Origin of the sequence: uncultured Anaerovibrio sp. (assembly GCF_947302755.1) — a bacterium.
GTDB lineage: Bacteria > Bacillota > Negativicutes > Selenomonadales > Selenomonadaceae > Anaerovibrio.
On sequence record NZ_CAMYWM010000037.1, the window covers coordinates 1 to 19,963 of the forward strand.

Consider the following 19,963-nt stretch of genomic DNA (forward strand, 5'->3'; position numbering starts at 1 on the left):
CAATATTTTCAAGGAATTGGCTTTATTTTTGTGGTGGGAAAGTTGAGTTAAATAGCTAAAAAAGTCAAAACTAACTCTGTATTTGAACTCAAACACTTGACTTTTTGAGCTAAAATCAAGGAAGGCACATAAAAATTCTTAACGTACCGCCTCCCAATGTCTCCATCTGGTAGTCCCTGCACACTTTTTGTATATAAATTGGTGCAGGTGGCTGTTGTGGTTCACATTGAGAGACGAGCGTCAAGAACCTTTTTGTTGCTATACCTTGATTATAGTGGGAAAATCATTTGTTTGATCGACGCGAAGCTAGTCCGTTAGGGTGGAGCAAGTTATGATTTTTGCCGCTATATAAGAGCAAGAAAAAGTTTTAGCGATGGAACGGCATGAACCACAATAGTTACCTGCGCCAGTTATTTAGTTAGAGAATGAGTATTTTACTTGTTCTCTTTTTTTATGTTTGGTAAAATGAAACGATGTGGTGAATTTTACAATTAATCATTTTGAAAAGAGGACTTATTATGCGCACAAAACGCAGACGGCGGAGAGATTATACACGTATTTACATATTGGGAGCCATTCTGTGCACGGTTGTGGCAGCGGCCCTGGCCCATTATTTCCTTGATGGAAAGGAGCCGCAGCCCATGGTGGCTGAGACTGGTATCGAACGGGATGAGCAGGTGCTCCATATTATGATTATGGGCGTGGACAGGCGGGCCGATGATACAGGGCGCAGTGACACCCTGATGGTGCTGACCGTCAACAAGAATACGGGGAAGGCGGAGCTGATGTCAGTGCCCCGGGATACCCGGGTCAGGATTGAAGACCATGGTTATGACAAAATCAACCATGCCTACGCCTATGGAGGACCAAAGCTGACCTGCAGCACCGTGGAACAGCTTTTGGGTATACCCATGGATTATTATGCCCTGATTGATTTGAGCAGCTTTGAAGAGATAATCGATGCTATTGACGGCATCGATATTGACGTGGAAAAGCGAATGTACTATGAGGATCCCTGGGATGATAATGGGGGCCTGGTGATTGACCTTTACCCCGGTATGCAGCATATGACTGGAGACAAGGCCATTCAGTATGTACGGTTTAGGGATGGTGAGGGCGACATTGGCCGTATCGGCCGCCAGCAGCATTTTATGAAGGCAGTTATGGCCAAGCTGCTTACCCCGTATACCCTGCCCAAGCTGCCGAAGATTATTGAAGTAATCAGCAATACTCTGGAAACGGATATGCCCCTTTCGGAAATGGTGGCCCTGTCCCAGCTGCTGCCTCAGGTAAGGGAGCAGGGGCTGGAGTCGGAAATGATACCGGGAACTCCGGCCTTCCTGGCCGATGTAAGCTATTGGCTGCCGGATATTTTATCCCTCAGGGAAATGGTGGCAGAGGAAATGGGGCAAAGCCTCAATGAGGATGCCAGGAAAAAGGCTCAGTCTCTGGCAGAGGAATATGAGGAGTCCCTGCCTACAGGGATTATTAATCTGGGCGAAGGGACCGGTACCAAGTCTTCCCTGAAGGATAAGGTCAAGGAGGAAGGCTCCGGGACGGAGAAAGCCGATACAAAATCCACCAAAAAGGCCGAGGGCCCCGGACAGATTTCGGTATTGGTTATTAATGACAGCGGTGTAAATGGGGCCGGTGCCAGAATGGTCAACAAGCTTATGGCCCAGGGCTTTAATGTTACCGGCGTGGATACAGGGCACAAGAGTGACCGGGAGCATACTATTATTGTTACGGACGAATCAAATGTAAATTGGTTCTACGGTATGCCATTCCCGTGTACCATCATGAATGGTGCCGACCCAATGGAGGCTGTGGTATATGTGGGTAAGGATTTTGAGTAAAATTCAGCTGCACGCCGATGGAGTGTAGGGATCCATCGGAATAAGCCGTCACTTTATACAACATAGAAAGGAACGGAGGAGAAGGATGGGAACAATAAAGGCTGCAGGCCTGTCCAAGGCCTTTGGAATAGATGAACTGTTTAATGACGTAAGCTTTGAGATAAGGCGGGGAGAGCGGGTAGGCTTCGTGGGGGCCAATGGTGCCGGCAAGTCCACCCTGATGAAGTGCCTGCTGGGCAAGGAGGAATATGATGGGGGGACTATTTCCATTGACCCGGCGGATACCATCGGCTATGTAGAACAGCAGGCGGATATGGAGGTAAAGGGCACCCTCTACGAGGAGCTGAAAAGTGCCTTTGCCGATGTTATGGCCCTGGGGGCCACCAAGGAGGCCCTGGAGGCGGAGCTGGCCAATACCCATGATGAGGAGAAGCTGGCCCAGTACGGCCGGATTGTGGAGCGGTTTGAGCACATGGGTGGCTATGCTTTTGAAAGCAGCATTCGCCGTACCGCCTTTGGCCTGGGGTTCACCGAGGCGGATTTTGACCGCAGGGTGGAGCATTTTTCCGGGGGACAGCGTACCCGAGTATGCTTGGCCAAGGCTCTGCTGAGGCAGCCGGATTTTCTCTTTTTGGACGAGCCCACCAACCATTTGGATATTGAGATGATTGAGTGGCTGGAGGGCTTTTTGCAGAGCTACTCCGGCGGCGTCCTGATTATTTCCCATGACCGTTTCTTTTTGGATAAGGTTACCAATCGGATTTTTGAAATGGAAAATAAGGGGCTGACGGCCTATGAGGGAAACTACTCCTACTACATGAAGGTGAAGGAGCAGCGGCGGGCGGCCCAGCTGACAGCCTACGAGAAGCAGCAGGAATACATAAAAAAGACTGAGGATTATATCCGCAAGTATAAGGCGGGAATTAAGTCCAAGCAGGCCCGGGGACGCCAGAGCCAGCTTAATCGCCTGGAACGGATTGTCAAGCCGGCGGAGACGGCGGCCTTTAATTATTTTGCCTTTAATGCTCCGGCAGAGTGTGCCCAGCGGGTGGCGGAGCTGGAGGATATTTCCTATAAATTTCCGGATAAGACCCTGTTTGAGCATGTTAATGTGCTTATCAGAAAGGGTGATGGGGTGGCCGTTGTGGGGCCTAACGGAGCGGGCAAGACTACCCTCCTTCGCCTTTTGGTGGGAGAGCTGGAATCTCCAACGGGGCGGCTGAAAATTGGCTCCAGAGTAAAGCTTGGCTATTTTTCCCAGCAGCATGAGGGACTTCACATGGAGCGCACCGTGTTGGATGAAATCCTTTATGAATACGGCCTGGATGAGGAACAGGCCCGACGGTATCTGGGGGCCTTTTTGTTCCGGGGGGATGAGGTATTCCGCCTTATTGGCGACCTGTCCGGCGGCGAGCAGTCCCGGCTGGCCTTTTTGAAGCTGATGATGACCGGGGCCAATTTTTTGGTGCTGGACGAGCCTACCAATCATCTGGATATTCCGGCCAAGGAGGCCGTGGAGGAGGCCCTGTCCACCTTCCCGGGAACCTATATTACCGTGTCCCATGACCGCTATTTCCTGGACAAGGTAGCCAACTGCGTGCTGGAGCTGGCTGATGGAAAATTGACCGAATATGACGGCAATTACAGCTATTATCGGGGAAAGAAGGAAGAGGAGGCCAGGGAGGCGGCGGAGCTGGCTGAGGAGCAGGCGGCAAAGGACCGTATAGCCAGTGAAAAGGCCAAGGCAGAGGCTAAAGCCCAGGCAGAGGCGGAACGGGCCAAGGCCAAGGAGCAGCAAGCCAAGGTTGATGCCAAGAAGGGGGCTATCCAGAGCATGAGTGACGATAAGCGGGCCCAGATGATTCATCGGGCCGAGGCCCAAATCGCCACCATTGAAATGGATTTGAAGAATTTGGAGCTTACCATGAACAGTCCCCAGATACAGGCAGATCCAGAGCAAAGTATGGAAATAGCCCAGGAGTATGAGGCCAAGACCAAGGAGCTGGATGAGTGGTACGAAAAGTGGGAGCAGCTCACTGAAGCGTAAAAAAATAGGCGGGGATGTTCCATTCATGCGCTATTCATAGAATCATCCCCTGCCAACCGATAAATGCACTTTATATATGAATTATTAACAGCATATTTGCAGTTTTTCACGTCGTACCAAAGCTAAAACTTTTTCTTGCTTTCATATAGTGTTAAAAATCATAACTCGCTTCGCCCTTACAGGACTAGCGTTGCGTCGCTCAAACAAATGATTTTTCCCACTATAATCAATGTATAGCAACAAAAAGTTTCTTTACGCTTCGGTACTAAATGTTCAAAACTACTAAATATGCTGTTATATATCGATATGTTGTTAGTGTAAAGGAGTGAAAGAGTCCGTGGAGGAATTGCATGGTTCCGTTGAAAATATAATATTTGCCAGCTCTGACGGACGCTTCAGCGTTTTTCGCCTGCGCCCCGATGGCCAGCGGGGGGTGGTGACTGTTACGGTACAGATGGAACCGCCGTTGCAGGGCCAGCAGCTGGAGCTGAAGGGAAATTGGGTGGAGCATCCCCGATTTGGTCAGCAATTTAAGGCGGAGCATATGCTGGTAGCGGCTCCCACCAGCCTGGAGGGGATAGAACGGTTCCTGGCCAGTGGGGCCATTGAGGGCGTGGGGCCGGTGAATGCCAAGCGGATAGTGGCCCATTTTGGCGGTGATACCCTGGAAATAATTGAAAAGGCCCCAGGACGGCTGAAGGAGGTAAGCGGCATCGGGGCCAAAACGGCGGAAAAAATCCATCGCTCCTATCTGAAAAAGGCCGAATTACGCCAGATTATGCTGTGGCTGGAGCAGCACAAGGTTTCGGGGATTTATGCGGGAAAAATCTATGCCAAGTACGGTTCCTTTGCGGTGGAGGTTATGGAGTCCAATCCCTATCGCTTGGCGCGGGAAATTGACGGTATAGGCTTTGCCACAGCGGATGCCATTGCTGCTGGTATCGGCTTACAGGCAGATGATGCCATGCGCCTGTCGGCGGCCCTGGAATTTCAGCTGCAGCGCATATCCCTGTCAGGCCATTGCTGTGTACCGGATAATCTGCTGGTGAGTGAAGTGGAAAAAAGCCTGGGGGTAAATCGTGAAGCCATTTGGGACGTGCTAAAGCAGGATTTGGCCAATGGGGTGCTGGAGCAGGAGGTGCTGGGGGATAGTCTGCTGGTTTATCCTGAGTACCTGTATCAGGCCGAGGTAGAGACAGCAGAGCATTTGCTGTTTTTGCAGGAAAGGGCCAAGCCGATTAACGTGGTCAATTCCCTGAGGCTGGTGGAAAAATGGCAGCAGCAGGCGGATATAAGCCTGGCGGACAGCCAGAAGGAGGCCATTCAGGGAGTACTGCAGCATGGCATATTTGTGCTTACCGGTGGGCCGGGAACGGGTAAAACCACGGTGATTCGGGGCATGATTGATATGCTGGAGTCCCAGGGGCTGAAAATTATTTTAGGAGCTCCTACGGGCCGGGCGGCCAAGCGGCTCAGCGAGGCTACGGGACGTAAGGCCTCGACCATTCATCGGATGCTGGAGGCCCAGGGAGGGGATTCCTCCGATGGTGCGATCTTTGGCCGGGATATTGATGACCAGCTGGAGGCGGATGCCATTATATTGGATGAGGTATCCATGATGGATATTGTCCTGATGCGGCATTTTCTGGAGGCGGTACCGGCCGGCTGTCATGTTATTTTGGTGGGGGATGTGGATCAGCTGCCGGCAGTGGGACCCGGCTCAGTGTTAAAGGACATTCTGCGCAGCGGAGTGGTGGCCAGGGTGTGCCTGACGGAGGTTTTCCGTCAAAGTGAAGCCAGCAGCATCGTGATGAATGCCCATGCCATAAATGCGGGACGGGTTCCAAGCCTTTCTGCGTCTTCGGATAGCTCCGGCAATGATTTTGAATTTATAGAGCTTAATAATCCCGAGGCAGTTGAACAGCAGATTGTGAGGCTGTGCCGGGATATACTGCCTCAGCAGGGCTATTCTCCCCTTGAGGATATCCAGGTGCTTTCACCAATGCATCGTCAGGCCTGTGGGGTGGAAAATCTAAACAGGAGACTACAGGCGGCCCTGAATCCCCCGGCCAGCTACAAGCCGGAATTTGTCAGCAGCATCCGCAGCTTCCGTCTTGGGGACAAGGTGATGCAGACTAAAAATAATTATGACAAGGGCGTGTTTAATGGGGACATCGGCTTTATCGAGGAAATGAACGAGGCCCATGTTAAGGTCCGCTTCGGCGAGGATTTGACAGCGGTGTACGAAAGGGCGGAGCTCAGTGAGCTGCAGCTGGCCTATTGCATGAGTGTACATAAGAGCCAGGGCAGTGAGTATCCGGTGGTGATTTTGCCGCTGGTGCCGGGCCATCGTATAATGCTGCAGAGAAATTTGCTGTATACAGCCATAACCAGGGCCAAGAAACGGGTTATTCTTGTTGGCTCAAAGGCAGCGTTGAATACGGCAGTGGCCAATGACAGAACCAGGCAGCGGTATACGCTGCTGGCCGAGCGGTTGGCACATTCGCTGTAAGCCCTCCCCCTTTGGGGAAGGTGTCTGCGAAGCAGACGGATGAGGTAAGAAAAACTGGGGAAGGCAAAGTGAGATAGCTATGATTGAAGCAATATTGAATTTTTTATTTCCACCGAAGTGCCCGGCCTGCAAAGGGGATGTAGAGCACAACGGCCAGTGGTGCGGGACTTGTCTGAACAAAATACTTAATCCACGTCAGCTGCCCTTGGATAAGGAGCTGAGACAATTGTTCAATGGCGGGGTGGAGTGTCTCAGCGATTATGAGGATCCCATCAAGAAGCTGATTGCCGATGCCAAATTTGAAAAGAAAAAGCATGCAGTGAAGGCCTTGCAATATTTTGTGGAGCAGGGTATCGGCCAGGAGGAGCTGGAAAATATTGATATAGTTGTACCGGTGCCCCTGCATCAAAGAAAAATTAAGGAGCGGGGCTTTAATCAGAGCATGCTGTTTTTTGAGGGGACGATGGCCAAGGCCGGCATCGAAATGTGGGAGGTCTTGAGACGGGTTCATGAAACAAGACCCCAGTTTGGCCTGAAATTTGCCGAGCGCAAGGCCAATATTAAGGGGGCCTTTGCCATAGCGGATAAGGCACAGCGTCACCTGGTGAAGGGAAAAAGAGTGCTGCTGGTGGATGATATATTTACCACCGGAGCTACCTTTGCAGAATGCGCCAAGGTTTTGCAGGCAGCCGGGGCCAAAAGCATAGCCGGGCTGGTTATAGCCTCCAATCACAGATGATGTGGAAAAGCACATATAACGAGCTTTAAGATGTCCCCCACCTCTTTAGGTGGGGGAAAACAAACTACAACAGCTGGCGAGCATATCTCCCAGCTCGTTGAAACGCTAATTGGAAGATTTTTCTTCTGAAGAAGAAAAATTTGAACAATGGCGTTATAAAAACCCAAAACACCTGTTGAAGAGAAGTATATTTTTGGTTATAATTAAGTGTATTAAATAAAAAGACGATTAATTATGTAGTTGATTAGGGATATATTAGTGGAGCAGGAGTGAGTGAAATGAACAAGTTGAAAAATTGTCCGGAATGCGGAAAGCTATATGTAGAGGTTGGTCAGAAAATGTGTCCGGCATGCTATGATCTGGAGCTGGAGCAGGAGCAGGTAGTACATACTTATGTACGCGATCATGACAAATGCAGCATTAAGCAGATAGTTGAGGAAACCGGCGTGAAGGAGAAGATAGTTCTTCGCATGCTGAAGAATGGCCGCTTCATCAATGCCGGTGGTGCAGTTATTACCTACCCATGTGAAAAGTGCGGGGCGGAAATCCTTACCGGCCGGTTCTGCGATAAATGCAGTCAGGATTTGTTGGATCAGGCCGCCAAGCTGGATGCCAAAAAGAAGGCAACTGCGAAGGTTGACCGGAGTCATACCATGTATAACGCCGGCAGGGACTTTAGTTCCTGAGCGTATATTAATAAGAAGATATTTTATAAGCAGGATTTAAGTATCCTGCTTTTTTTTTCGATACAAGATTAGAACCTAGGTAGAGGCCAGAAGTGTCTTCATTTTTAGATGTTATATGGGTTTAGCTTATGAGAAAAGGACGGTGAAAGACCATGATTATAAACAATAACCTTCAGAGCATAGCAGGCATCTATGCCAACCATCGCAGCACCAACAAGGTGGCCCAGGTGGCCCAGGATGAGGTGAGAGGTGATGAAATTCACATTTCCACCAAGGCCCAGAATGCCAGCGAAATGCTGAAAAAATTGAATGCAATGGACGATGTTCGGGCTGACCGTGTGGCTGAGCTGGAAAATATGATTTCGGCCGGTAATTATCACGTGGACAGCAGGGAACTGGCGGCCAGTATGCTGCAGAGCCGGTTCTAATTCTTCGGCTTGGCCAGAGAGGTGGGATGCATCGACATGTGGCAGGAGTTAGCACAGATTATAGCCACACTGATAAGCAAATATCAGAAGCTTCAAAAGCTGGGCGAGGACAAGCGCACAGCTTTGGCGGCAGTGGATCTGAAGGAACTGGAGAAAATTGTCCTTCAGGAGGAAGCCATCATTGAACAAATCAATAATGCAGAAAAGAAGCGTCAGGATGTGATCAACCAGCTGGCGAAGCAATACGTTAAGATACAGCCGGACATGGCTATGCGCGGCGTGTGGGAGCAGTGTACCGATGGCCAGATGCGTGATGTATTGAGAAGAACTCATAAAACGCTGGAGGATGTTGTAAAGAAGGTTCAGGCAATTCAGGAAAATAATGAAATCATGATTTCGGCTGCCCTGAATGTGATAAATTTCAAGCTGAATCAGCTTGGGGGAACTACTGTGGAGCCCTCCTACGGACAGTCAGGCCAGGAAAAAATTTCCCATGAAAAGAATTTGGATCTTGAGGTGTGATTATGAAGGATATAATCGATATTCTTCGCCAGCAGCTCCTTTTGTTGAGCCGATTATTGGAGCTGGTACAAATACAACGGGAAAAGCTGATTAAAATCGATGCTGAAGCAGCAAGGAGGCTGTCAGCAGAGATTGAACCAGTTATGATAGATATCAGCAGCCTGGATAAACGCAGGGACAGTATTATGTCGGATTTAAAGGTGAAGGACTTTGGAAAGTGGCTGAAGGACCAGCCAAATTCACCGGATAAGGAAGTCCTAAGCAGATTGCTGGCAGAAGAAGAAAAAATACTGCATAAGCTTAAGGAGATAAACTCCCAGAATATGCAGTTTTTAGATAGACATTCAGAATTTATTGACTATAGCATCAATGTAATGACCCAGACCAGTGCGGGGGTGACCTACGGAACACCGAATAACGGTGGGATGCCTGTTCAGGGGAGAAAAATGTTTGATACCGGAGTCTGATGGGCTGCGGCAGCAACACCAAGACAGGAGCGATAAGTATGTTAAGTACATTTCATGGACTGAATACCATGGTACATGGTATTCAAAATAACCGGGTAGGCTTAAATACAGTAGGTCACAATATAAGTAATTCCAGTACCGAGGGCTATTCCCGCCAGCAGGTGAATTCGGTGGCAAATCAGGCCCAAACCGTATGGTCAAATTCCCGGCCCCATTATATCGGGTCCGGCGTAGGGGTATATGGTATAGTCCGGGCCAGGGACATTTATGCGGACCGGCAGTATTGGAAGGAAAATACCAATGATGGCTATTATAACGCCAAGGCCAAAAACTATACCAAGCTGGAGACCATTTTTAATGATTCCGATGACAATTCATTGCAGGCCTCCATGGAAAAGTTTTATAGGGCCTGGGTGGACTGCTCCACTTCGGCAAGTACCGCTACCAGCCGTCAGAACGTAATTAATGCAGGATACAATTTTGCTGAGAATATTAATGCTACGGCAACACAGATTCAGTCCCAGATTGAATCGGTATACGGAGAAATTATTCTTAGTGTAGATAATATTAACAGCATGACCGACAGGGTAACTGTATTGAATGGCCAGATTATGGAAATGGAAGCCAGCGGCTCCAGTGCCAATGACCTTCGCGACCAGCGGGATTTGCTGGTGGATCAGCTATCCAAGATAATGCATATAAGTGTTAACGAAACTCCAAGTGGTATGTACAGTCTGGTGTGCAACGGCACCACTTTGGTAAATGGTACCAGCAAGGTTAACATTGCTGTTTCCAAGCCGTTGAATAATGAGATATACGGACTCAGTGATTATACACTGCAAATTAAGGAATCAGACATTCCCTTTAATCCGGGAAATGGCGAGCTGTATGGCCAGCTCCAGTCCATTGTGGAGGACAAGGAATATATTGATAAATTGTCCAATATGGCCGCTTTCCTGCTGACTACCCTCAACGACCAGCATAAAGCGGGATATACCTTGGAAACAGAAACCGGGGTGCCAGGGGATAACTTTTACGGTACCACCGGTTCAACCTATACCTGGGTTGCCACCAATCCCGATGATTTGCATATGGAAAAGGATGGCAAGGCCCTGCGGGGGATTCAGGCCATAAAGGAATTGACGATCAATCAGGATCTTACCGCTACGGATGGCCATAAAAAGCTGGCCACCCGCTCTATGGGGGATGACGGCAACATTAATGGTGTAGCCGATGGATCTAACGCCGTATGGATTAGTACCCTGTTTAACTGTGTTAAGAAAAATACCAGTGACGCGGTAAATACCCAAACCCGTTCTATTGGCGATGAGTCCTTTTACAGTTACTATAATACCAGTATGACCACATTGGGTTCTGCCACCGAGAATATGAATGATAAGGTGGAATTTCAGAGTGATCTTATGACTCAGATTACAAACCTGCGTGAATCCACATCCGGCGTAAACTGGGATGAGGAGCTTACCAATATGATTACCTTCCAGCAGGGCTATGCGGCCTGCTCCCGGTGCCTGACTACCATGGACGAGATGCTGGATAAGCTAATTAATAGCACTGGCTTGGTAGGCAGGTAATAATTGACCGATGACCTCACCCGTCCTGTGGGTACCCTACCCAGAGGGGATGGCAAAAAAAGAAAGGTAAGGTAAAGATTATGCGCATAAGCAGTACAATGATGACCCACAACTATCTGAAGCAGCTTAATGGCTCCTACGAGACCTATACCAAGCTCTTTGAACAGAGTGACGGCAAAAAGCTTCATAGGGGCTCCGATGATGCGGTGGGCTATTCCAAATATTTGAGATATCAGAATTCACTCACCAATGTGCAGCAGTTTCAGGATGATATTACCACTGCGGTTTCCTGGATGAAGAACAGTGATGCGGCATTGATTAATGTTACTGAGCGGATGAAGGAATTTAAGGGAAAGGTTACCCAGGCTGGTAATTCTACCAATAACGAGAGTGATATGCACGACATAGCTAAGGAGCTGTTGGCTAGTGTTCAGGAAATGGTATCGGATATGAATGCCCAGATTGGTGACAGATATTTATTCTCTGGCCAGTCGGATACCACCATGCCATTTCAGATTTCCGATAGCAAGAAGTCCCGTGGGGAAACCAAGACCCTTAGCGAAGCCCAGGCATCATACTTCAATGATGTAAATGATAAGACCACGGTAACACAAATGTTGAAGTTAAAGGGCAGCGATAATCAGATTTATTATATGAATGTAGCTAATGGTAATGTTTACACGGAGGATTTTGTGGAAAATGGCTACAAGGATAAGGCTGTGGATGGCAGTAAGGTAGCTCCTGGCGATGAAGCTGGTACAGTGTCTGGCTGGGGCGGCAGCACCGATGTAAGCACTTATTTTGATAAATATGGTGTTATTAATGCTGACGGTGAGTCCTTCAGCGCAGATATTAATGTTGGCGGTGAAAAGGTTTCGTTAAAGTTTGCTACCACCAAGCAGTACGTGGTGGAATATCGCGGCGATGCCAAGTATATTTCCATGGTAAAGAAGACTGGTGGAGTGGACAGGGCAACTGATACGGTAAACCAGACTGGTCAGGATGTATTTGGTTCGGATATTTTCGACGCAGAAAATAGTCCGGCCTCCGGTACGGCTATGTTAAATAATTTATTGTACACTGTTGCCAAGATTGATTCTGCCGACTATCATTGGGCAGCTGCTGATGGCCTTACCATCAGTGATTCGGCCCACGCTCAGGTTTTGGGGGCCCAGACCACCATGGCGGCCCGTCAGCAGGCCTATACTGCAGCCTCTGATATGCTTACCACTCAGGATGAGTCTATTACCAGCGATATTACCGATGTTTCCAGCACTGATGTGGCCTATTTGGCCACCAAGCTGATGGAATATCAGACAATATACAGCCTGTCCCTGTCGGTAGGCTCAAAAATCCTGCCGGGAACCTTGGCAGATTACTTGCACTAATTAAAAATTAGCCTTTTACCCTGCCTGCATAATCTTGTCTCCATTGGGGGAGTTGTCACTCTGTGACTGAGGGGGTACCACAGGTTAGGTAAATTTGTAATAGATAATTGAGAGGTGGATGCTATGCTGTCAGAAATGAAATATTTGAATATCAGTACGGAGATGGCTCAGATTAGCATTCATCAGGAGCAGCCCCGTTCCATTAAGAATACCTTTCGACCGGCGGAGCTGCACCGCAATTATGACCCACCTCTGGCAGATGTAGCTGCTACCCAGGTGGATGTTGATATTGATACCTACAATGCGCGAAAAGCTTACGGATTCTTAAACAATGAGGATTTTGCCAGGAAATATGGTGGGGAAGGCTTTAGTGACGTACAGGCCAACACCTCCCGTCTGACCCAGTCCGGCTGGAATTTCGCCAAGAATGGAGCTCATCCCGGAGCCAACCTTATTGGCAATGAAGCCAAGTCCCGACTTAGAAGCAAGATGGTGCAGTGGCCAAAGTGGGATGCTGTGAAGATTCCTGACCCGGAATTTACGGTGCATCCATCGGAGATAAAGGGAAGAATGGATCCGGGCAGTGATACTACCAGTATTGAGGCCACGGCTACAGCAGAAACAGAAATCCAACCTGGCTCCGCCCAGACCACGCTGGCCAGCAAGGGATATGTACGAAAGTGGATTTCCGTGGGACGCTATGATATGAGGGTTTAGCCTTCCCCTTGAGGGGAAGCACCCAAGGGTGCTAGGAGCAGAGCTCCGTCGGTGTCTGATGGTTGGATGAGGTGTACCCAGTGTAAATTTGGAGGATATTGATGAGAAAGCTTAATACTACACGATTTGGTGAAATTGAAGTTGAAGATAAATCGATTATTACATTCGAGCATGGTATACCGGCCTTTGAGGATGAGCGGGATTTTGCCGTTATTCCCTATGATGATGACAGCCCGTACCTGTATTTACAGTCTGCCTCCACACCGGAGCTGGCCTTTCTTATGACTGATCCCTTTGTATTTTTTCCGGATTATAGCTTTGAGCTGGATGATGCCAATATGGAGGCCCTGGGGGTTACCAAGGATGATGATGTGCTGGTTTGTTCACTTATTACCATACCGCCATCCGGAATAAAAAATATGACCACAAATCTTTTGGCGCCAATAGTGATAAATCAGTCCAACATGAAGGCGAAACAGGTCGTGCTGGAAAAGACCAATTATACCACAAAGCATAGACTGTTCCCGGAAAACAAGGGGGAGTGATATATGCTGGTGCTAACAAGACGACCTAGACAAAAAATTATGATTGGTGATGATATAGTTATCCATATTGTAGAGGTAAATGGTGACAATGTGCGATTGGCCATTGACGCTCCTCGCAGTGTAAAGGTGTATAGAGGGGAAATCTATAGAGTGATAAAGGAGGAAAACCGCAAGGCAGCGGCTCCAGTTGACAACATAGATTTGTCTCAGGCGTTACCGAAATAAAGGATTATAATATTTTTTCTACGGAGGGATTCAAAGTGGTAGGAAGCATTTCAGACATGACAGCTGCGGCAGTTGTTGTTTCAGCAATGGACAATGGGGCTAGCCAGAAGAGGACAGCAGAGCCAGTGGAAAGCAAGGTGGCACCTGTTGATATAAAAGCAGATGAGGCCAGCACCCTTGATAAGATTGCTGCCAACCAGGACGCAGGTCAAGCAGACAACGAAGAAAAAGAGCAGGATCCAAAGCAGCAAGCATTGGATAATATTAACGAGGAATTTGTCAGTGAAATGACAAAGGAGCTCAACGAGCTTATGAGCAAGCTCAACTGTGATCTGGAATTCCAGTATCACAAGGAAGTAAATGTAATGTCAGTCAAGATGATTGACAAGAAGACAAATGAGGTTATTAAGGAATACCCACCTGAAGAAATGGTAGAGGGTATGATAAAGGCTCAGGAATGGCTGGGCGCTTTCCTCGATCGTAACGCGTAAAAGGGGGTCCTTAAAATGGGCGTAAACGGAATTTATGGCTTGTCAGGCTCTGGTCTGGATATTGAGTCCCTGGTAAAAATGGGTATGTCATCCAAGAACAAGCAGTATGACAAGATGGAATCGCAAGAAATTGCAAACACTTGGCTTAAGGAAGCCTACAATGATGTATATATGGACATGACCTCCTATAAGTATGGTACTCTGTCCACTTATAAGATGCAGTCCAACATGAACGCCATGCAGGCATCCAGCTCCAACACCGGCGTGGTAACTGCCACAGCTAATGGTGCGGCCGCGGCCATGAACCATACTGTTACTGTTGAGTCCGTTGCAAGTAATGCTTATTTGCTGACGACTCAGGACAGTTCTGGGAAAAATCTTGGTGTTACCAGAAACAACACTGAAGCACAGACCAGTAACAAACTGGCAGATGTTATTTTCAAGGGCTTTACCAAGCTTAGTGAGTCGGATGAGCATGGTGGTTATTACAATGTTAATTTGGCTGATGGTACAGGCATCAATGTAAATGGCGATGACATTGCCATTTCATTGAAGTTAAAGGATACTGCGGGCAGTGATACGGAGTATACTCTTACCTATACTTATGATGATTTATTTAAGGATGAAAAGACTCTGAATGATTTTGCCAGTGCTATTGCCAGAACTGGTGCCAACATTCAGGGTGGTTATGATACTGCCAATGATTCCTTCAGTCTTTACAACAAGACCAGCGGTAAGGACAATGTTATTGACATTACCGTAGGAAACAGTAATACAGTAACCTTGTTTAATAATTTAAACTTGGGCGCAGTTGATGCACTTGATGGCAGTATTGGCGGGAAAATTACCTTCCAGGAGCCAACAGTTATGCCAACAACAGTGGCATCTGTGGATCTCACTTCTATTGAAGGCACTGCCCAATCAACCAGTATGAAGGATGTATTGGGATTAACGGCTACTTCTGAGAAAAACGGTGACAATTATACCATCACTGTTAAGGACAAGAATAACCAAGTTTTAGGTACTTTTACCACTGATGCTGATGGCAATCCGGTTGGTAATGAGGCCGATGCTACTGCATTTTCCATGAACCTTAGTGATGGAACAACCAGTGCTGAGGTTAAGTTTACACTTGGTGAATTATTCAACCTCAGTGAAGTTGGGAGTAAATCCAGTTTAAGTGGAAATGCAGGCCTTGATGATTTGGCTGCAAAAATTAATTCAGCCTCTGAAAGTGCTGGCATGAGCATAACTGCCAAATATGATGCTATTAAGGACAGCTTCTCATTGAGCAATCCAGCAGGACAGGCAGAACTTACGGCTAATGGAACTGGTGCAAACCAGGGTGTGGCTGATCAGTTGATTAATAGTCTGAATCTGGCTACCAGCCCAAGTCTGACTTATTTGACAACTACTAATAGTGATAACTTAGCAGATATATTTGGATTGACGACTAATCTGCATAAAATTAATTCAACAACGTATGATTTGACAGTTCTTGACAGCTCTAGCAATACTATTGGAACTCAAAGTGGTGCGAACAAAGATATTGTTGACGATGGAACAGATTTGTTTAGCTTTGACATAAGCGATGGCACCAAAACCACGTCAGTAACTCTTAGTTTCGGCGATATTGTTAATTATGATGCATTGTATCATACTGATGGTTCTAATATAAAGGTAAACAATGTTGCAATTACAAGTGGTAATAATGTGGATTTACCACAGCCGTCCAATAACCTTAGTGTATTGGCAGCTAAGATTAATGCGGCAACTGAGGCTGCTGGGGTGAATATTAAAGCAGAATATAATAATGGTAACTTTAGTCTGCTAAATACCAATGGTTCTGTTACTATTACCAATATTGCCAATGCTAATGGTAAAGTGGTGGATGTGTCAGGTGGGTTGAATCTACAGCCAGGTACCACAACCAGCATGGCATACAAGACCTCCACTGGTATTACCCGTGTAACTGCCACCAGCTCTGATGACAGTTTGGCATCTAAATTAGGCCTTACCGCTCAAATGAAAGATGGTGTTTTGACGGTTAAAAAGGCAGATGGTAACAGCGAAACTGTTAATACTACTGATATAGCCTTTACCTTAAAGGTGGGTAATGGTACCAGTGAAGAAACTGTTGAATTTTCTTATGCTGATCTGTTTGATACCACTGGTTCCGGTACTCTCAAGGGAACGGCTGATTTCAGCAGCTTGGTTGGTAAGATTAATGCCAAGACTGGTGATACAGGTGTAACAGCGTCCTATGATTCTGCCACCGGAAAGCTTACCATGAACAATGCGGCCGGTGATGCTGTATTAACAGGCGGCGATGCGTTAGGCAGTGCTTTAGTTTCAAAGATGAACATCACTGAAACTGAGGCATCCAAGCAGTACAAGGAGGAGCAAGGCCAGCTTCATACTTGGGCAGGCACCAATGCCTCTGTGAAGATTGATGGCAAGACCTATGACAATGATACCAACAAGCTTACAGTGGCTGGTGTTACCTATACTTTCCTTGATAGTACTAAAGATGTGGTTGGTAAAAAAGTTACAGTCAGCGTAAGCCAGGATACTGACAAGATTGTGGATTATGTAAAGAGCTTTGTTGATGACTATAACAAGCTCCTTGATTCCCTTAATGAAAAGCTGTCAGAGAAGAAATATTCCGATTATAAGCCTCTTAGTAAGCGTCAGGAAGACGAAATGACTGAGAAGCAGATAGAGAAGTGGAATGAAAAGGCCAAGTCTGGTATTCTGTATCACAATAGTGAAATCAGGGAATTGGTAAGTGCCATGCGTGAAGCAATCTATACCAAGGTGGATGCAGTGGAAAGCGATTACAATACCTTGTCTTCCATCGGTATTACTACTACCAATACCAAGGGGCATCTTACCCTTGATACGGACAAACTGAAGAAGGCTTTGGCGGCTGATCCGGACTGCGTTTATCAGCTCTTTGCCTCCGATCAGGACAGCTCTTACATTGCCGGGTCCACCAACAAAAACACAATTACGGATGCCCAGAAGAGAGTGGATTATGCCAATACTGGTATAGCCAACAGACTGGATAACGTCATGACTACCCACATGAAGAAGATTTCTGATATTGCGGGTACCTCCAAGGACACTGATGACCAGAGCTATCTTGGCAAGCTCATAACCCAGATGCAATCCAAGATGGAGTCATTCAAGACCTTGATGACATCCTATGAGAACAAGCTGTATAAGCGTTATGATGCTATGGAGGTGGCTTTGTCCAAACTCAATATGCAGCTTGGTTATATTAGTGGATCATTTTCCTGATAGTTAGGAGATTTGTATTATGATGAATAATGCTGCAGAAGCATATAAACGCCAGCAGGTTATGACTGCTACCCCCGAGGCCCTTACCCTTATGTTATATGATGGCTGTCTTCGCTTTATGAAAGAGGGGCTGGAGGCCATGGAACAGAAAAAGTGGGAGCAGTGCAATACCTCTCTTCAGAAGGCTGAGAATATCATTAATGAGTTCCGTGTAACCTTGGATATGAAATACGAGATTGCCCATCAGCTGATGCCTCTATATGATTATGTATATAATTCATTGGTGGAGGCCAATATGAGGAGCAAGCCGGAAAAGGTCACAGAGTGCATGGATATTATAAAGGAGCTGCGCTCTGCATGGGCTCAGGCCATGATTAAGGCCCGGAAGGAAAAAGGAGCATCTTAATATGGATGATAAGCCTCGTTTTTCAGAAAAGGAAATTTGGGAGAAGTATCTGGAGCTCACCAAGGATTTGCTGAAGTTTATCGACCAGGAGGAGATTGATACCTTCCTGGACATGGTTGACCAGCGTCAGCAGCTTATGGAAATGCTTCAAGCCCTCCCAGATCATGAATTTGCCCGCAGCCCGGAGGGGGTGGCGTTACGTGAGCAGATTAAGCCAATGGACATGCAAATAATGTATAAGGCGCGCTCTTGGCTGAATAAGTCAAAGCGCAACAATACGACGGTACGAGGTTATGATTCTTTCGGCCTCGCCTCCAGTAGTATGTTCAATCGGGAATATTAACGCCTTCCCCTTTGGGGAAGGGGGACCGTCGAAAGACGGTGGATGAGGTATTAGCTGTCAGGCTTTAAGCCTGCTACTATAAATATTTATTTTAATCTAGTGGCAAGGAAGCCACTATAGACAAGACAAGGAGGAATAAATTATGGCTATGGTTGTAAAGAACAACATGTCCGCAATCAACACATTGAACACCCTGAACAAGAATACCAATGCGTTGAAGAAGAGCCTGGAAAAAGTTTCTTCCGGTATGAAAATCAACAGCGCAGCTGATGATGCTTCCGGTTATGCTATTTCCGAAAGAATGCGGGTTCAGATCCGTTCCTTGGATCAGGCAAATCAGAACGCCCAGAACGGCGGTTCTATGATGAAGGTTGCCGAGGGTGCTGTAAGCTCTACTGTTGAAATCCTGAAGACCTTGAAGGAAAAGGCAGTTAACGCAGCCAACGACACCAACACTGATGCCGACCGTGCTACTATCCAGAAGGAGCTTGATCAGTCTATTGATCAGATCAATGACAATGCAAATGTTACCTTCAATGGTCAGTATCTGGTAGATGGTTCCCATAATAAGAAAACCACTCAGACTACCACTGCAATGACCAATCAGAGCCTTTCCACTGAGACTGCCACCGGTACTGCCCTGACAGCTCTGAAGGCCCGTAATGGCGACGACCTTAACATTCACACCACGGATACTATTACTGTATCCTATGTTAAGGATGGTAAAACCTATACATCTTCCATGCAGGTTCAGGCTGGCACAACTCTGGCAGGGGCAATTTCTACCCTTACCTCCGGAGCTGTTACAGCTTCCGGCTCCAGCTCCCGTATTGGTATTGATGGTTCCAGCAATGTGGTTTACACCGCCTCCGGACAGAGCGGTATCACCATTAACTCCGCTTCCGGTGGTATTGATGGTCAGATTGCCGGCTTCACCATGTACATTACCGATAATAAGGGCAATGTTAACAAGTCCGCCAATGCTTCATTGGATGCATTTGATGAGTCCATTCGTGCACAGAACAAGTCCGAGGATAACTCCATCGTTCTTCAGATTGGTACCAAGGCAGCCCAGTCCATAAATGTTGGTCTTACTGATATGAAGGCAACTGCTCTGGGACTCCAGGGTAAGGATGGTTCTACCTTGTCCGTAGGTAATCAGGAGAAGGCCAATGCAGCTATTAACGCTCTTGATGCAGCTATTCAGAAGGCTCTGGATCAGCAGACCACCATCGGTGCAGCTGAATCCCGTCTCGAGTACACTCAGGCCAACCTGACCACTGCAAGCGAGAACGTAACCAGTGCAGAGTCCGTAATCCGTGATGCTGATATGGCCAAGGAAATGACCAACTACACCAAGAACAACGTTCTGCTTCAGGCTGCACAGTCCATGCTGGCTCAGGCTAACCAGAGCAGCTCCAATGTACTCAGCCTGCTCCAGTAATCGCTTCTGGATAGAAGTATCCAAAGTAATAATGATTAAGCCGCTCCCCGGGGCGGCTTAATTTAAAAAATTTTAAAAAAGCATTTAAGGGGAGAGACGTATCTCCCGATATAATTTGCAGATAGATGAAAATGAGCCAATTACTTAATAAAAAAGAGCTCATTAAGTTAAAAACAGGCAAGGATGCCTGAATTGTTAAAATCAAGGAGGAATTTATCATGGCTATGGTTGTAAAGAACAACATGTCCGCAA

19 protein-coding genes are annotated in these 19,963 nt (G+C 47.2%); 18 read left to right on the top strand and 1 reads right to left on the bottom strand.

Annotated elements, in window-relative coordinates; genetic code table 11:
* Positions 1 to 518: 518 nt before the first annotated feature.
* From Q0Y54_RS05340 to Q0Y54_RS05425, 18 genes are all read left to right on the top strand, one after another.
* On the top strand, positions 519 to 1,856 hold the full coding sequence (locus Q0Y54_RS05340) for an LCP family protein (RefSeq protein ID WP_297965072.1): 1,338 nt from the start codon (positions 519 to 521) through the stop codon (positions 1,854 to 1,856).
* Between the two features lie 85 nt (positions 1,857 to 1,941).
* The gene (locus tag Q0Y54_RS05345) at positions 1,942 to 3,903 is read left to right on the top strand and encodes an ABC-F family ATP-binding cassette domain-containing protein (protein WP_297965073.1); all 1,962 of its coding nucleotides are present in this window, start codon (positions 1,942 to 1,944) and stop codon (positions 3,901 to 3,903) included.
* 337 nt (positions 3,904 to 4,240) lie between these two features.
* Positions 4,241 to 6,415: an ATP-dependent RecD-like DNA helicase gene (locus Q0Y54_RS05350; RefSeq protein ID WP_297965074.1), complete on the top strand. Its 2,175-nt coding sequence runs from the start codon at positions 4,241 to 4,243 to the stop codon at positions 6,413 to 6,415.
* 79 nt (positions 6,416 to 6,494) lie between these two features.
* Positions 6,495 to 7,154: a ComF family protein gene (locus Q0Y54_RS05355; RefSeq protein WP_297965075.1), complete on the top strand. Its 660-nt coding sequence runs from the start codon at positions 6,495 to 6,497 to the stop codon at positions 7,152 to 7,154.
* Between the two features lie 278 nt (positions 7,155 to 7,432).
* Positions 7,433 to 7,840, top strand: coding sequence for a flagellar protein (locus Q0Y54_RS05360; RefSeq protein WP_297965076.1), 408 nt, complete (start codon positions 7,433 to 7,435; stop codon positions 7,838 to 7,840).
* 152 nt (positions 7,841 to 7,992) lie between these two features.
* Entirely contained in the window at positions 7,993 to 8,268 is a 276-nt protein-coding gene (flgM, locus tag Q0Y54_RS05365) for a flagellar biosynthesis anti-sigma factor FlgM (protein ID WP_297965077.1), read from the top strand.
* A gap of 36 nt (positions 8,269 to 8,304) precedes the next feature.
* Positions 8,305 to 8,790: a flagellar protein FlgN gene (locus Q0Y54_RS05370; RefSeq protein ID WP_297965078.1), complete on the top strand. Its 486-nt coding sequence runs from the start codon at positions 8,305 to 8,307 to the stop codon at positions 8,788 to 8,790.
* A gap of 2 nt (positions 8,791 to 8,792) precedes the next feature.
* The gene (locus Q0Y54_RS05375; RefSeq protein ID WP_297965079.1) at positions 8,793 to 9,257 is read left to right on the top strand and encodes a flagellar protein FlgN; all 465 of its coding nucleotides are present in this window, start codon (positions 8,793 to 8,795) and stop codon (positions 9,255 to 9,257) included.
* Between the two features lie 38 nt (positions 9,258 to 9,295).
* Positions 9,296 to 10,849, top strand: a complete 1,554-nt coding sequence (gene flgK / locus Q0Y54_RS05380) for a flagellar hook-associated protein FlgK (protein ID WP_297965080.1) — start codon at positions 9,296 to 9,298, stop codon at positions 10,847 to 10,849.
* An 80-nt stretch (positions 10,850 to 10,929) separates the two neighbouring features.
* Positions 10,930 to 12,237: a flagellar hook-associated protein FlgL gene (gene flgL, locus Q0Y54_RS05385; RefSeq protein ID WP_297965081.1), complete on the top strand. Its 1,308-nt coding sequence runs from the start codon at positions 10,930 to 10,932 to the stop codon at positions 12,235 to 12,237.
* Positions 12,238 to 12,360: 123 nt separating this feature from the next.
* Positions 12,361 to 12,954 carry a DUF6470 family protein gene (locus Q0Y54_RS05390; RefSeq protein WP_297965082.1) on the top strand — a complete coding sequence of 198 codons (594 nt, stop codon included), beginning with the start codon at positions 12,361 to 12,363 and terminating at the stop codon, positions 12,952 to 12,954.
* Positions 12,955 to 13,055: 101 nt separating this feature from the next.
* On the top strand, positions 13,056 to 13,499 hold the full coding sequence (fliW, locus tag Q0Y54_RS05395; RefSeq protein ID WP_297965083.1) for a flagellar assembly protein FliW: 444 nt from the start codon (positions 13,056 to 13,058) through the stop codon (positions 13,497 to 13,499).
* 3 nt (positions 13,500 to 13,502) lie between these two features.
* Positions 13,503 to 13,724, top strand: coding sequence for a carbon storage regulator CsrA (gene csrA / locus Q0Y54_RS05400; protein WP_297965084.1), 222 nt, complete (start codon positions 13,503 to 13,505; stop codon positions 13,722 to 13,724).
* Between the two features lie 35 nt (positions 13,725 to 13,759).
* The gene (locus tag Q0Y54_RS05405) at positions 13,760 to 14,215 is read left to right on the top strand and encodes a flagellar protein FlaG (RefSeq protein WP_295918944.1); all 456 of its coding nucleotides are present in this window, start codon (positions 13,760 to 13,762) and stop codon (positions 14,213 to 14,215) included.
* Between the two features lie 15 nt (positions 14,216 to 14,230).
* Positions 14,231 to 17,518 (top strand): flagellar filament capping protein FliD, encoded by a 3,288-nt coding sequence (gene fliD, locus Q0Y54_RS05410; RefSeq protein ID WP_297965085.1) that lies wholly within the window; start codon positions 14,231 to 14,233, stop codon positions 17,516 to 17,518.
* A gap of 19 nt (positions 17,519 to 17,537) precedes the next feature.
* Complete coding sequence (gene fliS, locus Q0Y54_RS05415) at positions 17,538 to 17,924, top strand: flagellar export chaperone FliS (RefSeq protein ID WP_027407469.1); 387 nt, start codon at positions 17,538 to 17,540, stop codon at positions 17,922 to 17,924.
* A gap of 1 nt (position 17,925) precedes the next feature.
* Positions 17,926 to 18,267: a flagellar protein FliT gene (locus Q0Y54_RS05420; RefSeq protein ID WP_297965086.1), complete on the top strand. Its 342-nt coding sequence runs from the start codon at positions 17,926 to 17,928 to the stop codon at positions 18,265 to 18,267.
* Between the two features lie 142 nt (positions 18,268 to 18,409).
* Positions 18,410 to 19,711, top strand: coding sequence for a flagellin (locus Q0Y54_RS05425; protein ID WP_297965087.1), 1,302 nt, complete (start codon positions 18,410 to 18,412; stop codon positions 19,709 to 19,711).
* Here Q0Y54_RS05425 and Q0Y54_RS05430 read toward each other — a convergent pair.
* A partial coding sequence (locus Q0Y54_RS05430; RefSeq protein WP_297965088.1) for a hypothetical protein occupies positions 19,695 to 19,963 on the bottom strand: 269 nt, incomplete at its 5' end. The genes Q0Y54_RS05425 and Q0Y54_RS05430 overlap by 17 nt on opposite strands.

Excerpts from the sequence above, each read along its gene's own strand:
- Q0Y54_RS05340 (WP_297965072.1), top strand. The coding sequence starts at position 519 with ATGCGCACAAAACGCAGACGGCGGAGAGATTATACACGTATTTACATA.
- Q0Y54_RS05345 (WP_297965073.1), top strand. The coding sequence starts at position 1,942 with ATGGGAACAATAAAGGCTGCAGGCCTGTCCAAGGCCTTTGGAATAGAT.
- Q0Y54_RS05355 (WP_297965075.1), top strand. The coding sequence starts at position 6,495 with ATGATTGAAGCAATATTGAATTTTTTATTTCCACCGAAGTGCCCGGCC.
- Q0Y54_RS05360 (WP_297965076.1), top strand. The coding sequence starts at position 7,433 with ATGAACAAGTTGAAAAATTGTCCGGAATGCGGAAAGCTATATGTAGAG.
- flgM (WP_297965077.1), top strand. The coding sequence starts at position 7,993 with ATGATTATAAACAATAACCTTCAGAGCATAGCAGGCATCTATGCCAAC.
- Q0Y54_RS05370 (WP_297965078.1), top strand. The coding sequence starts at position 8,305 with ATGTGGCAGGAGTTAGCACAGATTATAGCCACACTGATAAGCAAATAT.
- Q0Y54_RS05375 (WP_297965079.1), top strand. The coding sequence starts at position 8,793 with ATGAAGGATATAATCGATATTCTTCGCCAGCAGCTCCTTTTGTTGAGC.
- flgK (WP_297965080.1), top strand. The coding sequence starts at position 9,296 with ATGTTAAGTACATTTCATGGACTGAATACCATGGTACATGGTATTCAA.
- flgL (WP_297965081.1), top strand. The coding sequence starts at position 10,930 with ATGCGCATAAGCAGTACAATGATGACCCACAACTATCTGAAGCAGCTT.
- Q0Y54_RS05390 (WP_297965082.1), top strand. The coding sequence starts at position 12,361 with ATGCTGTCAGAAATGAAATATTTGAATATCAGTACGGAGATGGCTCAG.
- fliW (WP_297965083.1), top strand. The coding sequence starts at position 13,056 with ATGAGAAAGCTTAATACTACACGATTTGGTGAAATTGAAGTTGAAGAT.
- csrA (WP_297965084.1), top strand. The coding sequence starts at position 13,503 with ATGCTGGTGCTAACAAGACGACCTAGACAAAAAATTATGATTGGTGAT.
- fliD (WP_297965085.1), top strand. The coding sequence starts at position 14,231 with ATGGGCGTAAACGGAATTTATGGCTTGTCAGGCTCTGGTCTGGATATT.
- fliS (WP_027407469.1), top strand. The coding sequence starts at position 17,538 with ATGATGAATAATGCTGCAGAAGCATATAAACGCCAGCAGGTTATGACT.
- Q0Y54_RS05420 (WP_297965086.1), top strand. The coding sequence starts at position 17,926 with ATGGATGATAAGCCTCGTTTTTCAGAAAAGGAAATTTGGGAGAAGTAT.
- Q0Y54_RS05425 (WP_297965087.1), top strand. The coding sequence starts at position 18,410 with ATGGCTATGGTTGTAAAGAACAACATGTCCGCAATCAACACATTGAAC.